Genomic DNA, 21778 nt, shown 5'->3' with positions numbered 1-21778 from the left:
AACAAAAAAATCCGTTAGTGCTTCTAACGGATTTTTTTGTTTCAATTTTTATAGAATATTAACTAATTTTTCAAATACTCTGGCTACCATCTCAGCGCCAGGATCTGGGATACCTTCTAAACTAGATTCAGATAAATAAGAACTTCTACCAGATTTTGTATTGGTGATATTTGCGGTTTCATCTGCTCCTTTACGAGCTGCTTTAGCAGCTTCATCCATAGCCTTCCCTTCACTTAAAGCTTCAAAGGCTGGTTGCATTGCGTCAATCATGGTACGATCGCCTTTTTCTGCACCGCCATAAGATTTCATTTTATCTAATCCGTTTAGTAATGCTTTACCAACGTTATCATCATCTTCCAAACTGCTGCCCGCTTTGGTAAAAAGCATCGATAATAAAACACCGCTGGAACCACCGGTTTCCCTAGCTAATACTCGGCCAATTGTAGTAAATAATTCAGGTAAAGAAGCATAAGGTAATTCATCTGAAATACTTTTGAATTTTTTACCGGCACCGGCAAAAGTAGATCCTGCATCGCCGTCGCCAACTTTTTCATCCAGATCGTTCATTTCTTTTTCCATCTCGATTAAATGTTCTGAGATTTCCTGAACAACTTTTTTGTTATGCTCATTTTCTGAAGGTTCAAACTGCATTGTTTTAGGTAACTCCGGACTTTTAATGCTGCTTGGTTTAGCATATTCTCTTATACGCCATTCGGGAGTTTCAGTAGTTTGGAATAATGCTTTTTCAATTTCTTCATCTAATTTCAGTAAAGTGATTGAAAACCCATTCATATTCAGCGAAGTTGTCATAGCTGTGGGACCTACCAAATATTTCACTTTAGAAGCAAGATCGGTTTTATCGAAACTATGCACCAACAAATTCATCTCTAGTGGCGTAACACTTCCAAGATTATTAAAAAGCAACACATATTTTTCATCTTCACCAGAAAGATATTCTTTTAATTCATCTAAGGCTTTTTTTACCAGTGCATCGGCTTTATCCATTTTGATAACATCGACACCGGGTTCTCCATGAATTCCCAAACCTAATTCGGCTTCAGAATCATCTAATCTTGATTCTTCAGGATTGTTGAATTTTTGGCCTTCTGTAAGTGAAAGTCCAATAGATATAGTACTTTCGGCTACTTTTTTAGCAGCTTTTGTTACTTCATCTAAAGATTTTCCTTCTTCAGCTAATTGTCCAGCAACTTTATGTACTAGTAGCGTTCCGGCTAAACCACGCTGTTGCGTGTCTGTCCCTAACGCAATATCGTCGCCTACAATTACAGTTTCTACCTTATGGCCCATGGCTCTAGCTTGTTCTGCAGCAAGTCCAAAATTTAAGCGGTCTCCGGTATAATTTTTAATCACCAGTAAGCAACCATTATCGCCACTTACAGCCAAAATAGCAGCGAGCACCGCATCTACAGAAGGCGAAGCGAAAATGTCTCCGCAAACAGCGGCGGTAAGCATTCCTTTAGCAACAAAACCGGCATGCATAGGTTCGTGTCCAGAGCCACCACCAGAAATGATGGCAACTTTCGATTTATCGATTTCTTTTCGAGTAACTACTCGAACTTCAGGAAAAGTGTCTAATTTGGTTAGTTTAGGATCGGTAAGTAAACCTTCTATAGATTCGTTTACAACATCCTCTGGCTTATTGATGAAAAACTTCATGTTAGGTCTTTTCTTTTAAAGATACAGAATTATTAAGCGTAAAGAATTTCAGTAGCGAACAGATGCCGGAAATTATAAAAACTTTAAGTCGATTTTAGGAATTTAGAAGATCTGCAACTAATTTTGAATAATTGCAATGCTATTGCAGATATGCTATGTTATATTTGAGTTGTGAAATTTATAGGAATCATATTAGCTGTTTTATTCTTGTCGCTTAGCTTTTTGCCATGTTCAGATGTTGCAAGCGATAATGAAGAGCACACTCATGTCGTAGAAAGTCATAGCGATCATGATGGCGCAGTCGATTTATGTACACCATTTTGTTACTGCCAATGTTGCCACAATCATATGATGACCTATAATTTGCCGAATTTCGAAATTTCTAATCCTTCGGTTTTAAGTGCACATTTTGGTTATTTAATCACAACTTCTTCAGCATTTACAGATCATTTTATACCGCCTCCGCAGGTTTAGTTCAGAAGTGAAAATCAATTTATTTTAGAAGATTTAGGCTGAATTTTTTCAGCAATAAACTTCTTCTTATTTCCTATTTCTGAATTTAAATCAATTTTCTGATGATTAATAGAATCATTGACTTTTCTGTCAATAACAAATTTATCATCGGGTTGTTTACCATAGTGCTTATTGCCGCCGGAGTTTGGAGTATGCAACAAGTTCCTGTAGATGCACAACCCGATATTACCAATAATCAAATTCAAATAATTACACAGGCGCCTAATTTAGGAACTGAAGATATCGAGCAATTTGTAACCTATCCTGTAGAAGTTGCGATGGGGAATTTACCGGAGGTTAAAGAAATCCGGTCGGTTTCCAGATTCGGATTATCTGTGGTTACTATCGTTTTTAACGATGATATTGGTACTTATTTGCCACGCCAATTAGTTGCGGAACAACTTGCTAAGGTGAAAAAAGATATTCCCGAAGGTTTTGGTGAGCCATTTATGGGACCTATTTCTACAGGATTAGGGGAAATTTACCAGTATACGCTAGAAGTTGACTCTGAATTTAAAGACGAATACACACCAACAAAATTACGCAGCATTCAGGATTGGATTGTAAAACGCCAATTTGCAATGGTTCCCGGTGTAGTGGAAGTAAATAGCATCGGTGGGAAAATCAAGCAATATGAAGTTGCTGTGAATCCCGACGATTTGCGTTCGATGCAGGTGACGATGGCTGAAGTTTTTGAAGCCTTACAAAACAATAATCAAAATACAGGCGGCGCATATATCGAGAAAAACCATCAGGCTAATTTTATTCGAGGAGAAGGACTCACAAAATCAATTTCGGATATTGAGAATATTGTCGTTAAAAATGAAAAGTTTCCTATTTCCATCGCAGATGTAGCACAGGTTCGTATAGGAAATGCAATTAGATACGGAGTGCTCACTAAAAATGGAAACGGAGAAGCAGTTGGCGGAAGTGTTTTAATGCTGAAAGGAGCAAATTCTAATGAAGTTGTAGAAAACGTAAAAGATAGAATAGCTCAAATCCAAAAGTCTTTGCCGGACGGAGTTTTTATCAAGCCTTTTTTAGATCGTAGCGAGCTTATTGCGAATACTACAACTACTGTGAAAAGCAACTTACTGGAAGGCGGACTCATTGTAATATTTGTTTTGGTGCTTTTACTTGGTAATTTTCGAGGCGGCTTAATTGTTGCCAGCACCATCCCGCTATCCTTGTTTTTCGCTTTTATTTTGATGAATATTTTTGATGTTTGGGCCAATTTAATGAGCCTTGGTGCGATCGATTTTGGGATTATTGTAGATGGCGCAGTGATTATTGTAGAAAGTACGGTTTTTATATTTAGTAGAAAATCGATTACCAATAAACTCCATCAAACTGAAAAGGATAAACTGGTAAGTATGTCATCTAAAAAAATGATGAATTCTGCATTCTTCGGTCAGGCGATAATTTTGATTGTCTTTTTACCAATTTTAGCTTTAGAGGGTGTCGAAGGGAAAATGTTTAAACCGATGGCGCTAACTTTCATATTTGCAATGCTGGGAGCCATGATCTTGTGTTTAACCTACGTGCCAATGATTTCCGCATTATTTCTGAAAAACAAAAAGTCAGACAAATTAGGATGGGGAGATCGCTTTGTAGGATGGCTTCAGCAAAAATACGAGCCTTTGCTTCAAAAATCATTAAAAGCTTCTAAATGGATTGTTTGCTCAGCAATAATTTTGTTGGTTTTTGCCGGTTATCTTTTTAGTAGAATGGGAGGCGAATTTATTCCGCAGTTAGATGAAGGCGATATTGCATTTCATGTAATTTTAAAACCAGGAAGTTCGCTTTCTGAAGGGGTAGCAACTTCAACGAAAATTGAGAATCTTTTATTAAATCATTTTCCCGAAGTAGAGCAAGTGGTTACACGATTTGGTGTTTCTGAAGTACCAACCGATCCTATGCCGATGGATATTGGGGACAGTTTTGTTATTCTAAAACCAAAATCTGAATGGACTTCTGCGGAAACAAAGGATGAGCTTATTAAAAAAATGAAGCAAACTATAAGCGAAATTCCCGGAGTAAGCTATGAGTTTACTCAACCAGTAGAAATGCGTTTTAATGAATTGTTAACCGGAATTCGAGAAGATGTTGCTGTAAAATTGTATGGTGAAGATTTAAATATCCTTGCTGAAAAAGCTCAGGAAATAGGGGATCTTATTTCAGGAATCGAAGGCGTAGCCGATATGAAGGTAGAAGCCACCGCCGGTTTACCACAAATTACGGTAGATTACGACAGATCGCAAATGGCGCGCTACGGTGTAACTATCGAAAGCGTAAACCAAATGATAGAAACTGCATTTGCAGGATCTAAAGCCGGAGTAGTTTTTGAAGGTGAACGAAAATTTGATTTGGTAGTTCGGCTTGAAGAAGAAAACCGTCAAAATATATCGAATATCGAGCAATTGTACATTAATCTACCAGACGGAAGTAGTGTGCCTTTAAGCGAACTCGCAACAATTAGCTATCAGCCGGGACCCATGCAGATTAGTCGAGATAATACCAATCGAAGAACTTATGTTGGAATTAATATTCGGGATCGAGATGTGAAGTCTGTCGTGCATGATATTCAGAATAAATTAGATGCCGAGCTAGAGTTACCTGCTGGCTATTTTGTACGGTATGGTGGTGCTTTCGAGAATCTAGAAAGAGCGAGTGAACGTTTAAAAATTGTAGTTCCCATAGCCTTACTACTCATTTTTATTCTTATCTATTTTGCATTAAAATCTTTTAAACAGACACTAATGATTTATATGGCAATTCCTTTAGCCGCTATTGGCGGGATTATTTCACTTTGGTTACGCGGAATGCCGTTTAGTATTTCAGCGGGAGTTGGTTTTATTGTTCTTTTTGGGGTTGCGGTGTTAAATGGTCTTGTTTTAATAAGTAGTTTAAATGAACTGAAAGAAGATGGAGAAACCAATTTGAAACAACGAATTTCACGAGGAACAAAAAGAAGAATCCGACCAATTTTATTAACCGCACTAACCGATGTGCTTGGTTTTCTGCCAATGGCAATTTCAAGTTCAGCCGGGGCCGAGGTGCAGCGACCCTTAGCGACAGTAGTAATTGGCGGATTAATAACTTCAACTTTATTGACGCTTTTTGTGTTGCCGATTTTATATAAATGGGTAGAAGAAGGTGGCTTTAATTTCAAAATAAATAGCAGAAAGTTAGCAGGAGCTGGTTTCGTTGTATTGATGGTTTTGCCAAACTTTAGTAATGCTCAGGAAATAGAGCTGTTACCGGAAGTCACTATGCATCAGGCGGTTGAAATAGGATTGGAAAATTATCCGCTGTTAAAGAACAAGCAACTGGAAGTTAAAAAAGAGGAAGCTCTAAAAAAGAATGCTTGGGATTTCGGGAAAACAACCATTTTTACAGCCGGGGAAGAGCTGGATAACGGAAATGGGGTGTACACTCGTATTGGTTTTAGCCAGCAAAATATAAATGTCTTCGGAATTGCTTCCGCATTAAAACTTCAGAAAGAGAAATTAAAATTAGCAGAAAATCAGCTGAATTTATCCAAAATCGAAGTGGCTACAAAAATCCGAAAACTTTGGGGAGAGGCTTATGTAGCAAAGCGAAAGTTTGAACTTTATAAAGAGCTTGATTCTATTTACGGGAAATTTAATGATGCTGTTAATTTGAGATATGAAGTTGAAGAAATATCGGAATTAGAGAAATTGAACGCTCAAAATAAGGTAAATCAAATTCTGGTAAAAGCACGGCAATCTAAAGTTACTTACATCAATACGTTAAGTGAATTGAATTTATGGCTAGGCGAAAGCCAGGATGTGACGGTCACTTCTTCATTATTGATGGAATCAATTGAAAATAGTTTTGAAGGTAAATCTTCCAGACATCCTTATTTGGATGCTGCGGAACAACAAAAACAGGTAGCAGAAGCAAATTTCAAAAAAGAAAAATCAAATTTTCTACCCACCTTGAATCTGCAATATGGTCAACAGGAAGTTGAAGGAGAAGACGGGTACGTGATGTATCAAGCCGGTATTTCAATTCCTTTTTTAAGCGGAAAGAGTTATGGGAATACTAAAGCAGCAAAAATCGATGCTGAAATTGCTAATCGAGCCTCTAATTTTGCCAAACAGGAGTTTTTGATGCAACGAAAACAAGCCTTACAAAAATACCAAAGTTGGAAAATTTCTTGGGAATATTATGAACAAGAAGCTTTATTGATTGCTGAAAAACAGCGAAAAGGAACAATTATAGCCTACAATGAAGGCGCACTAGATTATGTAGCTTTTATTCAAAACCTTGAAGAAGCTTTGCAAACCGAGCTGGATGCTATCGATGCCGCCAGAGAATATGTACTGGCTTATGCTGAAATGAAATTTTACTTGGTAACCAAGATTTAATCACATTAGGTTTTTAGTGAATTGCTGAAAACAAAATAAAACGAAAATCAATGAAAATATATTCAATTATAAGTTTGCTTGCATTGGGCTTTTTAATAGCCTGCGGAAATGCTGAAACGAAAGAAGTTGCAGAGAAATCAAATACTTCAAAAATTAATGCTGAAGAAAATTCGCATGAAGAATTAAACGGAGTTGAAATTAGTGCCTCACAATTTGATGCTTTAGCCATAGAAATTGGTGAAGTAAAGCTTCGAAATATGGCAGGGATGGTAAAAGCGAATGGACAATTAGAAGTACCGCCGCAAAATGAGGCTTCGGTAACTACAGTTTACGGTGCAAATATTAAAAGTATCGAGGTGATTGAAGGGCATCAGGTAAATAAAGGACAGGTATTAGCCTATATTTCGCATCCTGAAATTGTGGATATTCAAACTCGGTTTTTAAATGCATTTAATCAATTTCAACTTAAAGAAAAAGAATACGCACGCCAAAAGAAGCTTTATGATGCCGGGGTGTCTTCCGGAGAAAAATTTCAGATTACAGAAACCGAATTTCAGAATGCAAAACAAGCTACGAGTGGTTTAAAAGCGCAACTAAAATTGCTAAATATCAATCCAAAGCAGATCATACAAGGCAAGATATACCAACAAGTTCCTATAATTAGTCCGATTAACGGTGCTGTTGAAAAAGTGAATGTAAAAACGGGACAGTATGTAGATGCGCAAACCGAACTTTTCGAAATACTAAATACCAAGGATGTTCATGCAGATTTAATGGTTTTTGAAAAAGACATCCAAAATGTCGAAAATGGGCAAAAAGTGATGATTTCTTTAAAATCAAGACCCGATTTAGAAATGGAAGCCGTAATCATCTCGGTAGGGCAGGCGTTTGAAGAAAATCCCAAAGCTGTTCATATTCATGCTGAAATTGAAAATAAGCCTAAAAACCTAATTCCCGGAATGTATCTTACGGGAAGAATTATTACTGAAAATAATGAAACTGAGGCTTTACCAACAGCAGCTATTTTTACTGAGAACGATAGAGATTTTATTTTTAAAGCTGAAAAAAATAATGACAAATGGATCTTTTCTACTGTTGAAGTTAAAACCGGTATTGAAGATGGCGACTGGATAAGTATTACATTTATGAACCCTGAAGAGAAAGGCGCAAAATTTGCTTTAAATAATGCTTATTATTTGCAGGCAGAAATGAATAAAGGCGAAGGCGGCCACGAACATTAATAGTATGCAAAAAATAGAAGATATTTTAAAAGCAAAAGGGATTAGGCCCACAGCAGTACGTTTGTTGGTGTATAAATTTATGGCGCAAGAATCTTTAGCGATGAGCTTAAATGATATTGAAGCAGCTTTTGATAAAACTGAACGCACCACGCTTTTTAGAAGTTTGAAATTGTTTGAAGAAAAAGGTCTGGTACATAAAATTGAAGACGGTAGCGGTATAGCAAAATATGCGCTGCAAACATCAGAAGAAGGTAATGTTAGTGATAAATTGCATTTACACTTTCATTGTTCTAAATGTGGGGAAACGCAATGTCTTACCGATCAAACAATACCCAATATTAGTCTGCCTAACGGTTTTAAAGCTACCGATGCGAATCTGGTGGTAAAAGGACTTTGTGATAAATGTTCGTGATTAGTTGAAGCTAGATATATTGATTCTTATAAATGAAGTATAAAAAAAGCCAGATTCATTCTGGCTTTTTTTTATATTTTAAAAGGAAGTGGTTGTTAAACAACGATTTTCTTTTCTCCTTTAATTTCGTGGTTGTTGTGGCTAATATCTTCTTGTCTTTTTAATTTTTTTAGAAGCTTGTATCCTATATAAGCACCACCAGCTGCGGCTCCAAATCCTAATCCTATTAATCCGCTTTTTGCTACAACTTTTTTACCAGCCTTTGCTGCTAAATATCCCGCTATCCATTTTCCTGTTGATCTTACTTGCTCTTTCATATTTAAATTGTTTATGATTTTCCTGTTGGTTTAATTAATAATTCGTTCACATTCACGCTGTCTGGTTGGGATAAAGCGTAAATTACTGCATCTGCTATATTTTTAGATTGCAGTTTAGGTTCTTTGTCATTATCGTAATTTTTGTCATTAAGAAGCTCTTCGTCGGTAATGTTATCTCTAAGATTAGTTTCTACAGTTCCTGGTTCTATACAGGTTACTCTAATATTATAATCGGGAGAAAGTTCCATTCTCATCGCTCTGGATAATGTAATGATAGCCGATTTAGAAGCTCCATAGATAGCACCACCTTCGTAAACTTCCTTACCATCGACAGAAGATATATTTATAATATGCCCACTTTCCTTACTTTTCATTTGCGGAAGAACTGCATGGATACATCTTAATGTTCCTTTTACATTTACTTCAATGGTTTGTAGCCATTCATCTAAATGCCTGTTTTTTAAATAAGTTAGTGGCATTACGCCTGCAGAATTTACTAGAATATCAATAGTTTTAAATTTTGCTACTGCCTTTTTAAATCCATTAGCAACACTATCTGTTTGGCTTACATCCATTTCAATTAGAAGGCTTTCGGTTTTTATATCCTTCTGGATTTCCTTAAGCTTTTCTATATTTCTACTCGCTAATACTATCTTACAGTTTTCCTTAGATAATTTTATAGCAATGGCTTTCCCAATGCCACTGCTTGCTCCTGTAATAAAAGCTACTTTGTCCTTCAGTATCATATTTTGCCCACTCGTTTAGTTCAATTCCACTTCTTAAATCTACTATGAAAGAAGGCATTTTTTTGGCGATTATGATGTAATTCATTCTTAATCTTTTGATAAACCTAAGTTAAAAGCAACTTTGTTTATTTTATTGAAATGATGATGATTTAAGTTTTTGCGTGATTTTTATTCTGAATAAATTTAATTTAAAACCTTTTTCTCTAAAAGTCCGTATATATTATGATAGAATGTTTTAAATAGTGAGGAATAATAATATAAAACGCTTATTGGTCTTTACTAAAATATGCTTTTAGTTCTATTTGATGAGCTTTTTAAGATTTCGGATATCAGAAATAAAAAGAAGACATCTGATGTTCCTGCAGTTTGTTTTACAACTAAATAATTCACTTTTTTGCCCCGAATATTTTTGAAGCCATGATACAATTGTATCATGGCTTTTTTATAGTTGTAAAGGCACTGGCTTTTTGTCTTTGTCTATTGCTACAAGGGTAAATTCTCCTTTTACGGCCTGTTCTCTATGATCTGAGTACATTTCTTCAATAAAGATCTCGACATTTACTTTTAAACTGGAATTTCCAACATGGGCTACTTTACCAATAAGTTCTACAATAGTGCCAGCAGGAATAGGTTTTTGGAAATCAATCCGATCACTACTCACGGTTACCATACGTTGCCGGCTAAATCTAGTAGCAGTGATAAAAGCTACTTCATCCATCATTTGCATGGCAGTACCTCCAAAGAGGGTGTCGTAATGATTTGTGGTGTTTGGAAAAACAGCTTTAAAAAGGCTTGTTTTGGATTTGGTTATTCGCTCTTCAATTGTCATAAATTTCTTTCTCTAAAGCCAAAAAGTGCGTTACCTTTTTAGTGTTGTTTTTTAAAGGATAAATATCAATTCTGCATAAATACTCCTCACCATTTTTCCGATAGTTTAAAAGCACATCAGAAAAGCTAGTTTTAGAAAATACTTTTTTTCTAATTTTCTTTCTTGTTGCTATAGATGTTTTGCTTCCCTGAAGGAAATTAGGTTTTTTACCTTTCGCAAAATTTGCGGGATATCCTGTCATTGCAGAAAAGCCTTTGTTTGTCCAAAGAATTGTTTGATCTGCTTTGGTAAGCACCATCGCTTCATAATCTTCCTCTAAAACAAAATCTAAATTGGTGTTCCAGTTATATTTTTTGCTTAAGTTAATTAAAGATGCTAATTCGGTTTTCTTACGAGCTTTATCTCTAATTCTATCAGAATGATTAGCAAAAATATCGAGACTTGTGAGAGGGTGAAGTTGTTGGATAACTAAGTTTTTATAGCTAGTATCCTTCTTACTTAAAAATAAGTCTAATGAGGATAAGTTATAATCGTTTTCTGGTGCCATTATTTTTTTGGTTTAGAAAGTCGGTTACCAGTAATATGTCTTTGTCTAGTACTTTTAAATCTACCAGACTCAAAATTTCTTAATTTTTGATGTTTCGTTTTTCTACCCTGAACTCGTGCACGCCACTTTCTCCAATTTCTTGGGTGCATTTGTTCTTGCATAATTTTTATAACATCCTTTTCAGTAAGTCCAAATTGATATTCAATCGCTTCAAATGTAGTGCGATCTTCCCAGGCCATGGCGATCACACGATCGACTTGCCTTTCGGATAGATTAAATTTTTCTGAAATTTTCATACTCTATCTTTTGTTTAAAGATAAAGCGATAAAGTTAAACATGAAAATAATTGTGGTTTAATTTAGAATGTAAGAAGTGTTTTTGATCACTTTGTAGCCACAAGTAAAAAGTATTCGATTTACTGAAATAGAATGCGTAGGTACTTTTTTCTTTTTCAGCTTTAAAAATTTAGCCTTAAATTTTAGGGTATCTATCTTTTTAGAGGTTAATAATTTCTTGTGATTGTGTTTATGGTAAGAAAGGCAATTACCAACTACAAAATTGGATACTCTATATTCAGTATTAATTTCTTTGAATGCATCATTTTCCATAATCACTAGCTTTAATAAATAATTCTTATTAAATTTAGTTAATTTTCATTTTAAATCATAAAAAAATAATAAATTCTTTTTATTGAATGTTTTAACTGTAAAAACCTCAGTTTATTCCTCGCTACTTAATTTTTCATTAATTAGAAAATCTACAATTTCAGTATTAATTTCGGCTCCCAGAAGAATTATGAAACAGGTAATATATAGCCAAAGTAGTAGTACAACCACCGCCGATATTGAGCCATAAACTTCACCATAATTACCAAAATTACTCACATAAAAAGAAAAACCGTAAGAAGCAGCTAACCACACAAGCGTAGAAAATATAGCACCAGGAATCACCCAGCGGAGTGCGGGTTGTTTTCTTGCAGGTGCAAATTTGTATACCATGCATAAAAAAATGCAGACTAAAACAGCTAATATTAACCATCGCGACCAACTAATAATATCTTCTAAATATCCTGGTAATCCAATTTTATGTACCAGTGCAGGGAATCCAACGATAAGCACCATGCTTAAGATTAGCATAGCAAGTCCTCCAACTGTGAATATGGAAGCCATTAAATACTGTTTAAAAATATTGTGATCTTGTTCGGTATCATAAGCGATATCTACACCGGTTAATAATCCATTTGTTCCCTTATTTGCACTCCAAATACTAAATAAAATTCCAAATAATGTTCCCCATCCCAATTTATCACCGTGCGATTCTAGAAAAACATGGATACGTTGCTGTAAAATTTCAAATGCTTGTTTGGGCATCATTGCAGAGAGCTCACTAATTTGTCTTTCTATATCCTGGGGATCGGTGGCTAGGCCGTAGATAGAGATAAGTGCCATAATTGCGGGGAAGACCGCTAAAAATGCATAAAAGGCTACTCCTGCAGATACAATGCTTACCTTATCTTCGCCAATTTCATTTTTAATCTGTTTAATCACCTCCCACCATCCTTTCAAATTAAGGGTAAAAGGATTGTATTCTTTTTTTGTATCTATTGCCTCTCTTTCCATTTTAAACAGTATTACACTACAGGCACAAAAAATAATTATAAAATTTTCTAAGTCTCACAACGCACTGTTAATTCTATTTTTAATCTGATAATTATCATAATTCATCAATCTCAATATTCGTAATTTAGATGAAAATTATTAGTTATGAGAACTGTTCTTTTACCAACCGATTTTTCTGAAAATTCCTATAATGCTATCAAATATGCTTTGCAGTTATTTAAAAATTCGCGCACTAAATTTATTTTGCTGAATACACTCTATAATGCAGATTTTATAATTTACAGTAGCTTGTATGGAGTTTATAAAGAAAACTCTACTAAAAATCTATCTCGTTTTCTAAAGCGGATTGAAGAAGAGTTTCACAATAAATACCATGAGTTTGAATTAGTTTCTACTTTTAAAATGCTACATGAAGAGATTAAAGAACGAGTAGCCCAACAAGAAATCGATCTAATTATAATGGGAACTGAAGGCGCCCAGGATGGCAGTGAAATGCTTTTTGGAACCAATACGGTACATGCGATAAAAGCTGCTAAATGTCCATTATTGGCAATTCCTGCTGGTGCAGCTTATTCTGAACCAAAAAATATTCTCTTTCCAAATGATTTAAAATTAGACTTTGAATCTTATGATTTATGGTTTCTAAAAAATATTATAGATCAATTTCAATCTACTGTACATATTCTTAATGTAAGTTTTGGAAAAGATTTAGATGAAAATCAAGAAAAGGCTAAAGTAGCATTGCAACAGTATTTCGATGAGAATGGCTACGTTTTTGGTAGAATAAACCGGGATAGCGTTATGGAAGCTTTAAAAGAATACCAGAAACAGAATCCAGTTGAAATGCTGGTGATGATAAAAAACAAACACACATTTATCGAAAAATTATTATTCAGCTCTTTAGTGCACGAGGTAGCTTATAATGTGAAAATTCCATTTTTGGTCTTACCATCAGAAAATTACAAACATCAGGAAATTTGATTTTCAATAAAATCGGAAAGATATTTTGCATCATTTTTTATACCTCCCAAGGTTGCCGATCCACGGGTATGCAGCCACGGGAGGCCTATAAAATATAAGCCTTTAGTATTACTTACGCCGCGTTTATGTTTCGGGTAGCCATCTTTGGTTAGTTCTAAACCATCAATCCAGCCAAAATTGGGACGATATCCGGTTGCCCACACGATATTTTTAATATCAGAAATCTCTTGTTCTTCCGTAGAAATAATTTCTCCTTCAGCATCTAACGTTTTACCAACAGCTTCTACATTTGTTCGGCTTAAAATCTCCTTTACATCGGTACCAATAATAGGTTGCCGACTATTGTTTATTTTTCTCCCAATCCAAGAATCTTTACTGAAGCTAAGAAAGCCGGTTTTAGAAAACCACCACCACAAAGTTTTTCCCAAAAATTCCTGCGGAAGCACTTTTACATCTGTTGCACCAGAGAAATAAGTTTTTCGATTGGTGGAAGAAATTTCATCCAGAATCTGAAACCCAGAATCTCCTGCACCAACTACCAATGCATTTCCTTCTTGTAATTGAAGAGGATTTTTATAAAAATTGCTATGAATTTGAAAAACCGATTTGTCTATTTTTTTGTAAAAAGGCGGCGTATAAGGTATATGAAATGGCCCGGTAGCAATTACCAGATTTTTTGCCTTAAATTCTTCTTTTTCAGTGGTGATTAAAAAAGTAGATTTCTCTTTAGAAACTGAAGTGACTAATGTGTTTAGCTGAATTGGAAAATCGAATTTTTCGGCATACAATTTAAAATAATTAGCGACTTCGGTTTTCGAAGGATAATGTCCTTTTTCTGAGGGAAAATCCATTCCCGGAAGGTGATTAAACTCGGTTGGAGTAAATAATTTTAAAGAATCCCATCGATTGAGCCATGAGGCGCCAATTTCTTCCTCTTTATCCAAAATAATAAAATCATATCCAGCTTGCTTCAGGTAATATGCCATAGCAAGACCGGCTTGCGCCGCACCAATTATTATAAAATCCAGCATTCTTTGTTTTGTAGCGTTGCCTCCAAAGTTCGTAAACTTAATCATGATATAAAAAAATCTGCATCTTTCATTTTGGGTTACTGAATTTATATATTGTAAATTCATCTTTCAGAAAAGTTTAAAATATGCGTCCCTATATCCTGGCAGAAACTAATTACAAAAACGTAAAAGATGAACATTACGAAATAGCGATCTTACCTTGGGGAGCGACCGAGGCTCACAACTATCATTTACCTTATGCTACCGATAATATTCTTGCTGAAGAAATCGCAAAATTAACCTGTAAAATTGCCTGGGATCAAGCTGCGAAACCTCTTTTATTACCAACCATTCCGTTTGGAGTAAACACAGGCCAAATGGATGTGCCTTTTTGTATGAATATCAATCCTTCAACGCAATATGCTATTTTAAAAGATACACTTCAGGTTTTGGATAAACATAACATTAAAAAGCTAGTTATTTTTAACGCTCACGGCGGGAACAACTTCAAACCGATTATTCGTGAACTGAGTTTAGATTTTCCAGAGGTATTCGTTTGCAGTCTAAACTGGTTTCAATCGATAGACGCAAAAGATTATTTTGATGAACCTGGCGATCATGCAGGAGAGCTTGAAACTGCAGCAGTAATGCATTTTAAACCTGAATTGGTATTGCCACTTGAGGAAGCCGGGAATGGATATGCTAAAAATTATAAACTAAAAGGTCTAAAAGAGGGGTGGGTAACCAGCCAAAGGAAGTGGACTAAAGTTACTGAAGATACCGGAGTTGGAAACCCAAAAAAGGCGACAGCTGAAAAAGGCAAAAAATTTGTTGAAGCTGTTGCCAAAAAAGTAGCCGATTTTTTAATTGAATTGCATCATGCAGATTTAAATGATTTATACGAGTAATGCTGAAATCGCTTATTTATATCTTTGGATTTTTACTTTTAGGAGAATTAATTCAATATCATTTTAGTTTACCCATAGCTGGGAATATTATAGCTATGCTGCTAATTTTTTTGGCCTTGTTTTTTAATTTCATAAAGTTAGAAGATGTAAAACCAGCTTCAGATATGTTAGTAAAATATATGGTAATCTTTTTTATTCCCTACGGAGTTGGATTAATGGCTTATACCGATTTGATCGCTGATTTTTGGATACCTGTTACAACTGCGGTTGTTTTTAGTACTTTAATTTCTATTTATATTACAGGTTTTTTATTTCAAAAATTGGACAAAAAATGAAGCCATTTTTACTTCAGCCAATCTTTGGAGTAACGCTTACTCTAATTGCTTATTTCTTTTCAGGAATAGTAAGAAGAAAATTCAATTTTGTCATATTTAATCGCGTATTCATTTCTGTTTTAATAATAGTAGCGGTTTTGTTCGTTTTTAATATCGATTTTGAAACTTATAATAAGGGAGGGAAATATATAAGTTTTTTCCTTGGGCCTTCGGTAGTAGCATTGGGGGTATTTCTTTATGAAAAACTAGAAGAAGTAAAACGAGATCTAAAAGTTTTTTTACTTTCTGTTTTTGTGGGAGGAATTGCAGGGATATTTAGTGTATTGGCGATTTTAATATTATGGAATACTCCTGAAATCTTAAGTCGGTCGTTAGTTGCAAAATCTGTTACTACTCCTATTGCTATTGAAATCGTAAAGGTAACAGGTGGGTTACCAGAAATTACGGCAGGTATTGTGATTGCGACTGGTATTTTAGGAAACGCAATAGGTCCATATTTTTTAAAAATAACAGGAATCAAAAATAAAAAGGCCATTGGATCTGCCTTGGGTACGGCAGCACACGGTATAGGAACAGCTAAGGCTTTCGAAATAAACCAATCTGCAGGAACTTATAGCGGTTTGGCAATGTGCATTAACGGTATAATTACCGCTTTACTGGCGCCTTATATTTTAGAATGGTTTCTAAATTAAAGCAATAAAAAAAGCCACCAAAGGCGGCTTTATTTTTTCTTAAGAAATATTTCTATTATTGGTCTACTTCAATGGTATCTGCTTTTTTACTGTAAAGAGTAGAATCTTTGCCAGTATAACTTGCGGAAACATTTCCGTTAGGAGTTTCAGTAACCATATCTTCTAACAAATCTGCAGCTTCATCAAAAAAGGCACTTACATTAGCATCTTTGTAATCAGTTTTTTTGGCGGCTTTTAACTTTTTCCAACTTTCTTTTAATTCCATAACCTCATCCGATAATTCGGGATAGCTGTCTTTTTGCAAGTTTTCTAACACTCCTACAATAACCTGTCCTTTGCTATATAGATTATCTGCAGTTATAGTAGTATCAATTTCATTGGTATTACCATCAATTTCAGCCGTAATAGAATTTAAGCTATCATTAGGTTTGGCATTAAGATCTTGTGATTTTTCCTCAACAGCAGCAGCCAATTTATTTAGTGCTTCTTTGGTATAAAGCTTTTGTTCCATATTGTCATCAAGATCACCCCCACGCTCTACATAGGTTAAATATTCTGCCGTAGCATTTGTAGGATAAGAGTTGTCTGTTGTTTCATCTTGCATATCCATCTCTTCAGTCGCTTCAGTATTCTCTTTAGAATCTGATTCTGAATTTTTACATGATGACAGACTTATAATACTTGTAAAGCCAAAGGCCAATACAGATAATTTAATTAGGTTCTTTTTCATAACAAAAGTATTTGTTGGTTTTAAAGGTAAAATTAGTTAACCAAACTAATATGATGCGTAAATCAGTTTATAAACCTTTGTTAATAATGTAGTTAGGGTATTTTAAGCTATTAACATAAATTTTCTGAAAGACAATATTGTTTAAATTATAGAGATGTTTTGGATTGGTGTAATTTCAATGAATTGTAGGGTAAGCGAGATATTAAGGTTGTATATATGTTTGATTTTGTGTACTTTAATGCGTTCATTAATTTGTATTATGATAGCACCAAATGATTCTTCCGAAGAGGAGTTTAAAAGAGTTCTTGAAGTTTCTCAACTTGATCTAGATTATCAGAGCCTTCAGGAACTGTTTGAAAATTTAACAAATATGGCATCAAAGATTACCAGGGCCAATTTGTGCTTAGTGAATATTTTAGATTCTTATTGGCAATGGTCTATTGCAGCCACAGGCATGGAGCCTGCTGTGATGCGAAGAGAGCAATCGGTTTGTCAATATACCATAGGTCAAGATGGGTTTTTTGAAGTCGACAATTTTAGGGATGATGATCGTTTTGATGTGCCGTTAGATGAAAAGTATTGCTATTATTTGGGACTTCCTTTAAAATCTTCTGAAGGAAATGCCATTGGCGCTTTATGTGTTATCGATGAAGTTAAACATGAAATTTCAAAAGACCAGCGTTATCTCTTAAAATTAATAGGTGCTGAAATTGTTGAAAAGCTGGAAGGTTTAAAGAAAACGACTGAGATTAATCGTCGTTTTCATGATATGCATTCTGCACAAAGAGAACTTGGGTACGAACTTCGTGGTCCTGTTAGCAGTATTTTAGGTTTAAGTAAACTTGCTGAAGGGGAAGACGATCCATCGATGCTAAAGCAATATTTTAGTCTTGCAAGTCAAAGCAGTTCCGAGCTGATTGATATTATTGGAAATACTTTAGAGAAGAATAGTAGTGATTTTTTACACTATGAAAAAGGAAGTATTACATTAACCTCATTGAAGGATAAGCTCATTGCTCTATATTCGAGTTTAGGAGATACAAAACATATAAAATTAAATATTGAATTACTGGCAGGAAATCAAAATTTGAAATTCTCGAAACAGAGTATTATTCAGGTAGCAGGGAATCTGATATCTAATGCAATAAAATTCAGTAGTGATCATTCAACAATAAAAGTCGTATTGGGATTAAAAAATACTAGTATTTTAGATATGGCAAAATTTAGTATTCAGGTACAGGCTAATGGTGCTTGTCTCTCTAAGGAATCTATTGAAGATATCATGAGCTCGAACATGAAGGCTAAAGAAAGTTTGGTTGGTGTGGATGCCTACGGTTTGGGATTAAAATTAGCGCGTTATTTGGTTTTGTCTATGGGAGGACAAATAGAAATTACTTCAGAAAGGGAAACGAAATCTACCCAATTTGATATTTCTATTCCCCGTTTTATTTAAGCTGAAACTAACTATTACCAAAAAGAAAATCGCGATACCCCCAACCTTTATAGAGAAAAAGCACAAAGAAAATAAGAGCAACCATAAATTCCATAAAAGTAGAAGCTAAAAATCCTATAAAGCTTCCGTAAGCAGCACGTAATGCTGTTTTTGAATCAGATTTATTTACGATTTCACCAATAAATGCACCTACAAAAGGACCAATTAATATCGCAAAGGGGATTGGCGTAAAAATTCCAACGATTAGTCCTACGGTTGTACCTATCATTCCCGCTTTGCTACCGCCATATTTTTTAGTGCCCATGGCAGGTATCACCATTTCAAGAATATAAATGGTAACGGCAACAACTAATGTGATCCCAAGAAACCAATAATCGATTTCTATACCAGGGATTAAGTAAAACGCCAATAATCCTAACCAGCTAATTGGTACACCGGGAAGTACAGGTAAAACACTGCCAACGATTCCTACAATTAGTAAAATCACTGCTAAAGTAATAAGGATTAATGTCATGAGTTTTTATGATTATTAAATTATTAAAGTAACTCTTTTAAAAAGCGTTTAACCTCTGTAATGTTTTCAACACGATAATCGGCATAAGAATCATTTCCGTGCTCTCCCACTAAAATTCCGTAGCCGTTTTCCATTTCTTTAAACGCATCTTCATCTGTCGTGTCATCGCCAAGATAAATAGAAAAAGGATTGGTTGCTGTACTTAATTCTTTCCGAAGAAAATTTACAGCTTTTCCCTTGTGCCAATCGATATTAGGTTTTATTTCCACTACTTTTTTACCGTCACCTTTATGCAATTTCGAATAATTTGAAACTACATTTTCAATGATAGAATGAAATTCTGAAATTTTTTCTTCGGAAACCTGGCGGTAATGAATAGCTAAAGTAAACTTTTTACGTTCAAATCGAACGCCTTTAATAACACTCAATTTTTCTTGAAGTTTTTCTTCAACTTCGTCAAAAACCGGAAGCATTTTTTGCGCTTCTTCATTATCCTTTTCAAAATTTTTAGGACCTGCAATTTCAAATCCGTGACTGCCGGCATAATAAATATCCTGTAAGCCCACTTTATTACGAACATCACTTAAGCCTCGACCACTAACTACGGCAATAGCATAGTTTTCGGATAGTTGCTTTACAATTTCTTTAGTCTCATTATCCATTCCCGCATCTTCGTGATTTTCTACGATGGGCGCCAAAGTACCATCAAAATCCAAAAAAATAAGTGGTTTGTTAGTGCTGAATTTTTTCTTTAATACTTCAAGATTTTCGATTGCTGAAGGCAATTTTTTCGGGTCCTGAGACTGTTTCATAATAATTGGATCTATCTAATTTTTGTCAATTCAATATAGAATATTTTAAAATCATTACTGTTAGTTTTCTATTAAAGTTAATTCTGGATTTTATTCTTATAATAAAAATCTAAAATGTTAAATATTGAAATTTACAACTAATACATTAGTTAAAACTAAATGATTAGTTTATATTAGCTTCATCAATTACTAAAAGACCCTATTAAAATATTTGTGATGAAGCAATTAACAAAAGCAGAAGAAGAGATTATGCAGATTCTTTGGCAACTTAAAGAAGCCAATGTCGCAACGATTATCGAAGAAATGCCAGAGCCAAAACCGGCATATAATACGGTATCTACAATTGTTAGAATATTAGAAAACAAAGAATTTGTAGATCATCGAAAAAAGGGGAAGGGATATATCTATTTTCCTATAGTAGAGAAAGAGACTTATAGCGACCAGAGTATGAACAAGCTCATCAATAATTACTTTAATGGTTCTTTTAAAAGTATGGTTTCTTTTTTTATGAAGAAAAACGAAATGGATACCAAAGATTTGGAGGCTATTTTAAAAGAAATTAATAAAGATGAATAGTGATGCTTAGATATTTACTACAAATAATATTATTTCAATTGGCATTTTTGCTGGTGTATGAATTGTTTCTGAAAAAGGAAACCTTTTTTACGGCAAACCGTTGGTATTTGTTGTTAACCCCCGTGTTATCATTAGCGCTTCCTTTTGCTAGCTTTAGTATATTTTCTGAAGTTTTACCTGCATCTACCGTTACGGCAATTAATAATACGATCAAATTACCCGAGGTATTTATAGGAGGTAACCAGCCGCAAGTTGAACAATTACCTACGGTACATATTAAATCTGAAAGGGAAATAGCAATAAATTGGTGGTTGGTATTATATGGCTTAGGATCTTTAATTAGTTTGCTCCTTTTCTTTAAGAGATGGAGCGTATTAGGAAAGCTGTTTAAGTATAAAGCTGAAGAGAAAAAGGACTTTAGAATTATTGAAATTCCTAATTCCAAAATGGCGTTTACCTTTCTGAAAACTGTTTTTTTAGGAAGCGAAATTTCAGCTGAAGAACGCGAACAGATTTTAGCACACGAGCTTATTCATGTATCGCAAAAACACAGTTTCGATCTGTTATTGTTCGAAATACTAAAAGTACTATTATGGTTTAATCCTTTGGTATATGTTTTTCAGAACAGAATAGCTTTATTACATGAGTTTATCGCCGATGAGCAGGTTCTAAAACAAACCTCTAAAAAGCATTATTTTAATCAGTTGCTCAATAGCGCTTTCGAAACTCAAAATCTATCATTTACCAATCAATTTTTTAATCATTCATTAATCAAAAAACGAATAGTTATGTTACAAAAAAACAAATCAAAAGCAATTGCAAAATTTAAGTTTTTACTGGTGGTACCAGTATTAGCGATGATGCTTATTTACGTTTCATGCTCAGATGGAGGAGCAAGCATGAAAAAAGAAAGTCCAACGGAAAGTTTTAGCCAGATTATTAACAGTATAGAAACTAGAGATAACTTATCTTCAGAAGAAAAAGAAGCCTTAATTAGTGCTTTAAATGAGGTAGAAGCAAAAATGGAAAATGACCAAAATCTGGAAGATATTTTAACCAAAAATGAAATTCAAAACTTAAAAGGTAAGCCGGCAAGCGATGATGTAGATATTCCATTTAGTGTGATCGAAGAAGTCCCTATCTTTCCAGGTTGCGAAGGTTTAAGAACCAATGAAGAGCGAAAAGCTTGTATGGCTGAAAAAATTCAGCAAATGATAGTGGATGAATTTAATACAGAGCTGTGGAAAAGCTTAACTAAAGAAGGCGAAGTGCTTAGAGTAATTACTCAGTTTAGAATAGACGAAAACGGAAAAATTCAAAATGTAAAAACCAGGGCACCACACGCATTATTAGAAGAAGAAGCCAAAAGAGTGATAAAAACTTTACCTCAAATGAAACCAGGAAAACAAAGAGGTGTTGCGACATCGGTAATGTATTCTTTACCAATAGTTTTTCAGAATTAGTAATTAATT

23 protein-coding genes are annotated in these 21778 nt (G+C 34.6%); 11 read left to right on the top strand and 12 right to left on the bottom strand.

The features are described 5' to 3' along the window. Positions 1 to 48: 48 nt before the first annotated feature. Positions 49 to 1677: a dihydroxyacetone kinase subunit DhaK gene (locus tag PBT91_RS15580; protein WP_270059381.1), complete on the bottom strand. Its 1629-nt coding sequence runs from the start codon at positions 1675 to 1677 to the stop codon at positions 49 to 51. A gap of 171 nt (positions 1678 to 1848) precedes the next feature. Here PBT91_RS15580 and PBT91_RS15575 point away from each other — a divergent pair, with 171 nt between their 5' ends. The 4 genes from PBT91_RS15575 to PBT91_RS15560 all read left to right on the top strand — a co-directional run bounded on the left by PBT91_RS15575 (position 1849) and on the right by PBT91_RS15560 (position 8237). Then, on the top strand, positions 1849 to 2151 hold the full coding sequence (locus PBT91_RS15575) for a DUF6660 family protein (protein WP_270059380.1): 303 nt from the start codon (positions 1849 to 1851) through the stop codon (positions 2149 to 2151). A gap of 101 nt (positions 2152 to 2252) precedes the next feature. After that, entirely contained in the window at positions 2253 to 6584 is a 4332-nt protein-coding gene (locus PBT91_RS15570; protein WP_270059379.1) for a CusA/CzcA family heavy metal efflux RND transporter, read from the top strand. A 50-nt stretch (positions 6585 to 6634) separates the two neighbouring features. Continuing rightward, positions 6635 to 7825, top strand: coding sequence for an efflux RND transporter periplasmic adaptor subunit (locus PBT91_RS15565; protein WP_270059378.1), 1191 nt, complete (start codon positions 6635 to 6637; stop codon positions 7823 to 7825). Positions 7826 to 7829: 4 nt separating this feature from the next. Beyond that, positions 7830 to 8237, top strand: a complete 408-nt coding sequence (locus tag PBT91_RS15560) for a Fur family transcriptional regulator (protein ID WP_270059377.1) — start codon at positions 7830 to 7832, stop codon at positions 8235 to 8237. Positions 8238 to 8332: 95 nt separating this feature from the next. Here PBT91_RS15560 and PBT91_RS15555 read toward each other — a convergent pair whose 3' ends face one another. The 7 genes from PBT91_RS15555 to PBT91_RS15525 all read right to left on the bottom strand — a co-directional run bounded on the left by PBT91_RS15555 (position 8333) and on the right by PBT91_RS15525 (position 12295). Beyond that, entirely contained in the window at positions 8333 to 8554 is a 222-nt protein-coding gene (locus tag PBT91_RS15555) for a hypothetical protein (protein WP_270059376.1), read from the bottom strand. Between the two features lie 11 nt (positions 8555 to 8565). Continuing rightward, positions 8566 to 9300 (bottom strand): SDR family oxidoreductase, encoded by a 735-nt coding sequence (locus PBT91_RS15550; protein WP_270059375.1) that lies wholly within the window; start codon positions 9298 to 9300, stop codon positions 8566 to 8568. Positions 9301 to 9742: 442 nt separating this feature from the next. Continuing rightward, entirely contained in the window at positions 9743 to 10129 is a 387-nt protein-coding gene (locus PBT91_RS15545) for an acyl-CoA thioesterase (protein ID WP_270059374.1), read from the bottom strand. Further along, complete coding sequence (locus tag PBT91_RS15540) at positions 10119 to 10676, bottom strand: PAS domain-containing protein (protein WP_270059373.1); 558 nt, start codon at positions 10674 to 10676, stop codon at positions 10119 to 10121. The genes PBT91_RS15545 and PBT91_RS15540 overlap by 11 nt, the downstream gene beginning before the upstream one ends. After that, positions 10676 to 10972 (bottom strand): TIGR03643 family protein, encoded by a 297-nt coding sequence (locus PBT91_RS15535; RefSeq protein ID WP_270059372.1) that lies wholly within the window; start codon positions 10970 to 10972, stop codon positions 10676 to 10678. The genes PBT91_RS15540 and PBT91_RS15535 overlap by 1 nt, the downstream gene beginning before the upstream one ends. Positions 10973 to 11029: 57 nt before the next feature. Beyond that, the gene (locus PBT91_RS15530) at positions 11030 to 11284 is read right to left on the bottom strand and encodes a hypothetical protein (protein WP_270059371.1); all 255 of its coding nucleotides are present in this window, start codon (positions 11282 to 11284) and stop codon (positions 11030 to 11032) included. Positions 11285 to 11395: 111 nt separating this feature from the next. Further along, complete coding sequence (locus PBT91_RS15525; RefSeq protein ID WP_270059370.1) at positions 11396 to 12295, bottom strand: YihY/virulence factor BrkB family protein; 900 nt, start codon at positions 12293 to 12295, stop codon at positions 11396 to 11398. Positions 12296 to 12439: 144 nt separating this feature from the next. Here PBT91_RS15525 and PBT91_RS15520 point away from each other — a divergent pair, with 144 nt between their 5' ends. After that, positions 12440 to 13276 carry a universal stress protein gene (locus tag PBT91_RS15520; RefSeq protein ID WP_270059369.1) on the top strand — a complete coding sequence of 279 codons (837 nt, stop codon included), beginning with the start codon at positions 12440 to 12442 and terminating at the stop codon, positions 13274 to 13276. On the opposite strand, the gene PBT91_RS15515 is transcribed toward PBT91_RS15520, so the two are convergent. Then, positions 13264 to 14307 carry a flavin-containing monooxygenase gene (locus PBT91_RS15515; protein WP_270061481.1) on the bottom strand — a complete coding sequence of 348 codons (1044 nt, stop codon included), beginning with the start codon at positions 14305 to 14307 and terminating at the stop codon, positions 13264 to 13266. The genes PBT91_RS15520 and PBT91_RS15515 overlap by 13 nt on opposite strands. 125 nt (positions 14308 to 14432) lie before the next feature. Here PBT91_RS15515 and PBT91_RS15510 point away from each other — a divergent pair, with 125 nt between their 5' ends. From PBT91_RS15510 to PBT91_RS15500, 3 genes are read left to right on the top strand one after another with little or no spacing between them, the layout of a single operon-like run. After that, complete coding sequence (locus tag PBT91_RS15510) at positions 14433 to 15194, top strand: creatininase family protein (protein WP_270059368.1); 762 nt, start codon at positions 14433 to 14435, stop codon at positions 15192 to 15194. Continuing rightward, a complete protein-coding gene (locus PBT91_RS15505; RefSeq protein ID WP_270059367.1) occupies positions 15194 to 15529 on the top strand; it encodes a CidA/LrgA family protein in 336 nt (111 codons plus the stop codon). The genes PBT91_RS15510 and PBT91_RS15505 overlap by 1 nt, the downstream gene beginning before the upstream one ends. Continuing rightward, positions 15526 to 16221, top strand: coding sequence for an LrgB family protein (locus PBT91_RS15500; RefSeq protein ID WP_270059366.1), 696 nt, complete (start codon positions 15526 to 15528; stop codon positions 16219 to 16221). Before PBT91_RS15505 ends, PBT91_RS15500 begins: the two co-directional genes overlap by 4 nt. 55 nt (positions 16222 to 16276) lie before the next feature. Here PBT91_RS15500 and PBT91_RS15495 read toward each other — a convergent pair whose 3' ends face one another. Continuing rightward, on the bottom strand, positions 16277 to 16951 hold the full coding sequence (locus tag PBT91_RS15495; RefSeq protein ID WP_270059365.1) for a hypothetical protein: 675 nt from the start codon (positions 16949 to 16951) through the stop codon (positions 16277 to 16279). 259 nt (positions 16952 to 17210) lie between these two features. Here PBT91_RS15495 and PBT91_RS15490 point away from each other — a divergent pair, with 259 nt between their 5' ends. Continuing rightward, a complete protein-coding gene (locus tag PBT91_RS15490) occupies positions 17211 to 18404 on the top strand; it encodes a GAF domain-containing sensor histidine kinase (protein ID WP_270059364.1) in 1194 nt (397 codons plus the stop codon). Between the two features lie 7 nt (positions 18405 to 18411). On the opposite strand, the gene PBT91_RS15485 is transcribed toward PBT91_RS15490, so the two are convergent. Together PBT91_RS15485 and otsB are read right to left on the bottom strand one after the other, a co-directional pair. Continuing rightward, positions 18412 to 18918, bottom strand: coding sequence for a DUF456 domain-containing protein (locus PBT91_RS15485; protein WP_270059363.1), 507 nt, complete (start codon positions 18916 to 18918; stop codon positions 18412 to 18414). Between the two features lie 23 nt (positions 18919 to 18941). Beyond that, positions 18942 to 19730: a trehalose-phosphatase gene (gene otsB / locus PBT91_RS15480; protein ID WP_270059362.1), complete on the bottom strand. Its 789-nt coding sequence runs from the start codon at positions 19728 to 19730 to the stop codon at positions 18942 to 18944. Positions 19731 to 19946: 216 nt separating this feature from the next. On the opposite strand from otsB, the gene PBT91_RS15475 reads away from it, so the two are divergent. Together PBT91_RS15475 and PBT91_RS15470 are read left to right on the top strand one after the other, a co-directional pair. Beyond that, a complete protein-coding gene (locus tag PBT91_RS15475; protein ID WP_270059361.1) occupies positions 19947 to 20306 on the top strand; it encodes a BlaI/MecI/CopY family transcriptional regulator in 360 nt (119 codons plus the stop codon). Positions 20307 to 20308: 2 nt separating this feature from the next. Then, on the top strand, positions 20309 to 21769 hold the full coding sequence (locus PBT91_RS15470; RefSeq protein ID WP_270059360.1) for a M56 family metallopeptidase: 1461 nt from the start codon (positions 20309 to 20311) through the stop codon (positions 21767 to 21769). Positions 21770 to 21778 lie beyond the last annotated feature (9 nt).

Origin of the sequence: Zunongwangia sp. HGR-M22, from assembly GCF_027594425.1 — a bacterium.
In the GTDB taxonomy this organism is placed as follows: Bacteria; Bacteroidota; Bacteroidia; order Flavobacteriales; family Flavobacteriaceae; genus Zunongwangia.
Note: the sequence above shows the minus strand (reverse complement) of the source record. Positions and strands in the feature narration are given on the sequence as shown.

What these genes read in the sequence shown, in the direction of transcription:
- PBT91_RS15560 (WP_270059377.1), top strand. Translation starts at nt 7,830, where the DNA reads ATGCAAAAAATAGAAGATATTTTAAAAGCAAAAGGGATTAGGCCCACA.
- PBT91_RS15485 (WP_270059363.1), bottom strand. Translation starts at nt 18,918, where the DNA reads ATGACATTAATCCTTATTACTTTAGCAGTGATTTTACTAATTGTAGGA.
- PBT91_RS15505 (WP_270059367.1), top strand. Translation starts at nt 15,194, where the DNA reads ATGCTGAAATCGCTTATTTATATCTTTGGATTTTTACTTTTAGGAGAA.
- PBT91_RS15550 (WP_270059375.1), bottom strand. Translation starts at nt 9,300, where the DNA reads ATGATACTGAAGGACAAAGTAGCTTTTATTACAGGAGCAAGCAGTGGC.
- PBT91_RS15580 (WP_270059381.1), bottom strand. Translation starts at nt 1,677, where the DNA reads ATGAAGTTTTTCATCAATAAGCCAGAGGATGTTGTAAACGAATCTATA.
- PBT91_RS15520 (WP_270059369.1), top strand. Translation starts at nt 12,440, where the DNA reads ATGAGAACTGTTCTTTTACCAACCGATTTTTCTGAAAATTCCTATAAT.
- PBT91_RS15495 (WP_270059365.1), bottom strand. Translation starts at nt 16,951, where the DNA reads ATGAAAAAGAACCTAATTAAATTATCTGTATTGGCCTTTGGCTTTACA.
- PBT91_RS15540 (WP_270059373.1), bottom strand. Translation starts at nt 10,676, where the DNA reads ATGGCACCAGAAAACGATTATAACTTATCCTCATTAGACTTATTTTTA.
- PBT91_RS15535 (WP_270059372.1), bottom strand. Translation starts at nt 10,972, where the DNA reads ATGAAAATTTCAGAAAAATTTAATCTATCCGAAAGGCAAGTCGATCGT.
- PBT91_RS15570 (WP_270059379.1), top strand. Translation starts at nt 2,253, where the DNA reads ATGATTAATAGAATCATTGACTTTTCTGTCAATAACAAATTTATCATC.
- PBT91_RS15500 (WP_270059366.1), top strand. Translation starts at nt 15,526, where the DNA reads ATGAAGCCATTTTTACTTCAGCCAATCTTTGGAGTAACGCTTACTCTA.
- PBT91_RS15515 (WP_270061481.1), bottom strand. Translation starts at nt 14,307, where the DNA reads ATGCTGGATTTTATAATAATTGGTGCGGCGCAAGCCGGTCTTGCTATG.
- PBT91_RS15510 (WP_270059368.1), top strand. Translation starts at nt 14,433, where the DNA reads ATGCGTCCCTATATCCTGGCAGAAACTAATTACAAAAACGTAAAAGAT.
- PBT91_RS15475 (WP_270059361.1), top strand. Translation starts at nt 19,947, where the DNA reads ATGAAGCAATTAACAAAAGCAGAAGAAGAGATTATGCAGATTCTTTGG.
- PBT91_RS15530 (WP_270059371.1), bottom strand. Translation starts at nt 11,284, where the DNA reads ATGGAAAATGATGCATTCAAAGAAATTAATACTGAATATAGAGTATCC.
- PBT91_RS15545 (WP_270059374.1), bottom strand. Translation starts at nt 10,129, where the DNA reads ATGACAATTGAAGAGCGAATAACCAAATCCAAAACAAGCCTTTTTAAA.
- PBT91_RS15565 (WP_270059378.1), top strand. Translation starts at nt 6,635, where the DNA reads ATGAAAATATATTCAATTATAAGTTTGCTTGCATTGGGCTTTTTAATA.
- PBT91_RS15555 (WP_270059376.1), bottom strand. Translation starts at nt 8,554, where the DNA reads ATGAAAGAGCAAGTAAGATCAACAGGAAAATGGATAGCGGGATATTTA.
- PBT91_RS15470 (WP_270059360.1), top strand. Translation starts at nt 20,309, where the DNA reads ATGCTTAGATATTTACTACAAATAATATTATTTCAATTGGCATTTTTG.
- PBT91_RS15525 (WP_270059370.1), bottom strand. Translation starts at nt 12,295, where the DNA reads ATGGAAAGAGAGGCAATAGATACAAAAAAAGAATACAATCCTTTTACC.
- otsB (WP_270059362.1), bottom strand. Translation starts at nt 19,730, where the DNA reads ATGAAACAGTCTCAGGACCCGAAAAAATTGCCTTCAGCAATCGAAAAT.
- PBT91_RS15490 (WP_270059364.1), top strand. Translation starts at nt 17,211, where the DNA reads ATGATAGCACCAAATGATTCTTCCGAAGAGGAGTTTAAAAGAGTTCTT.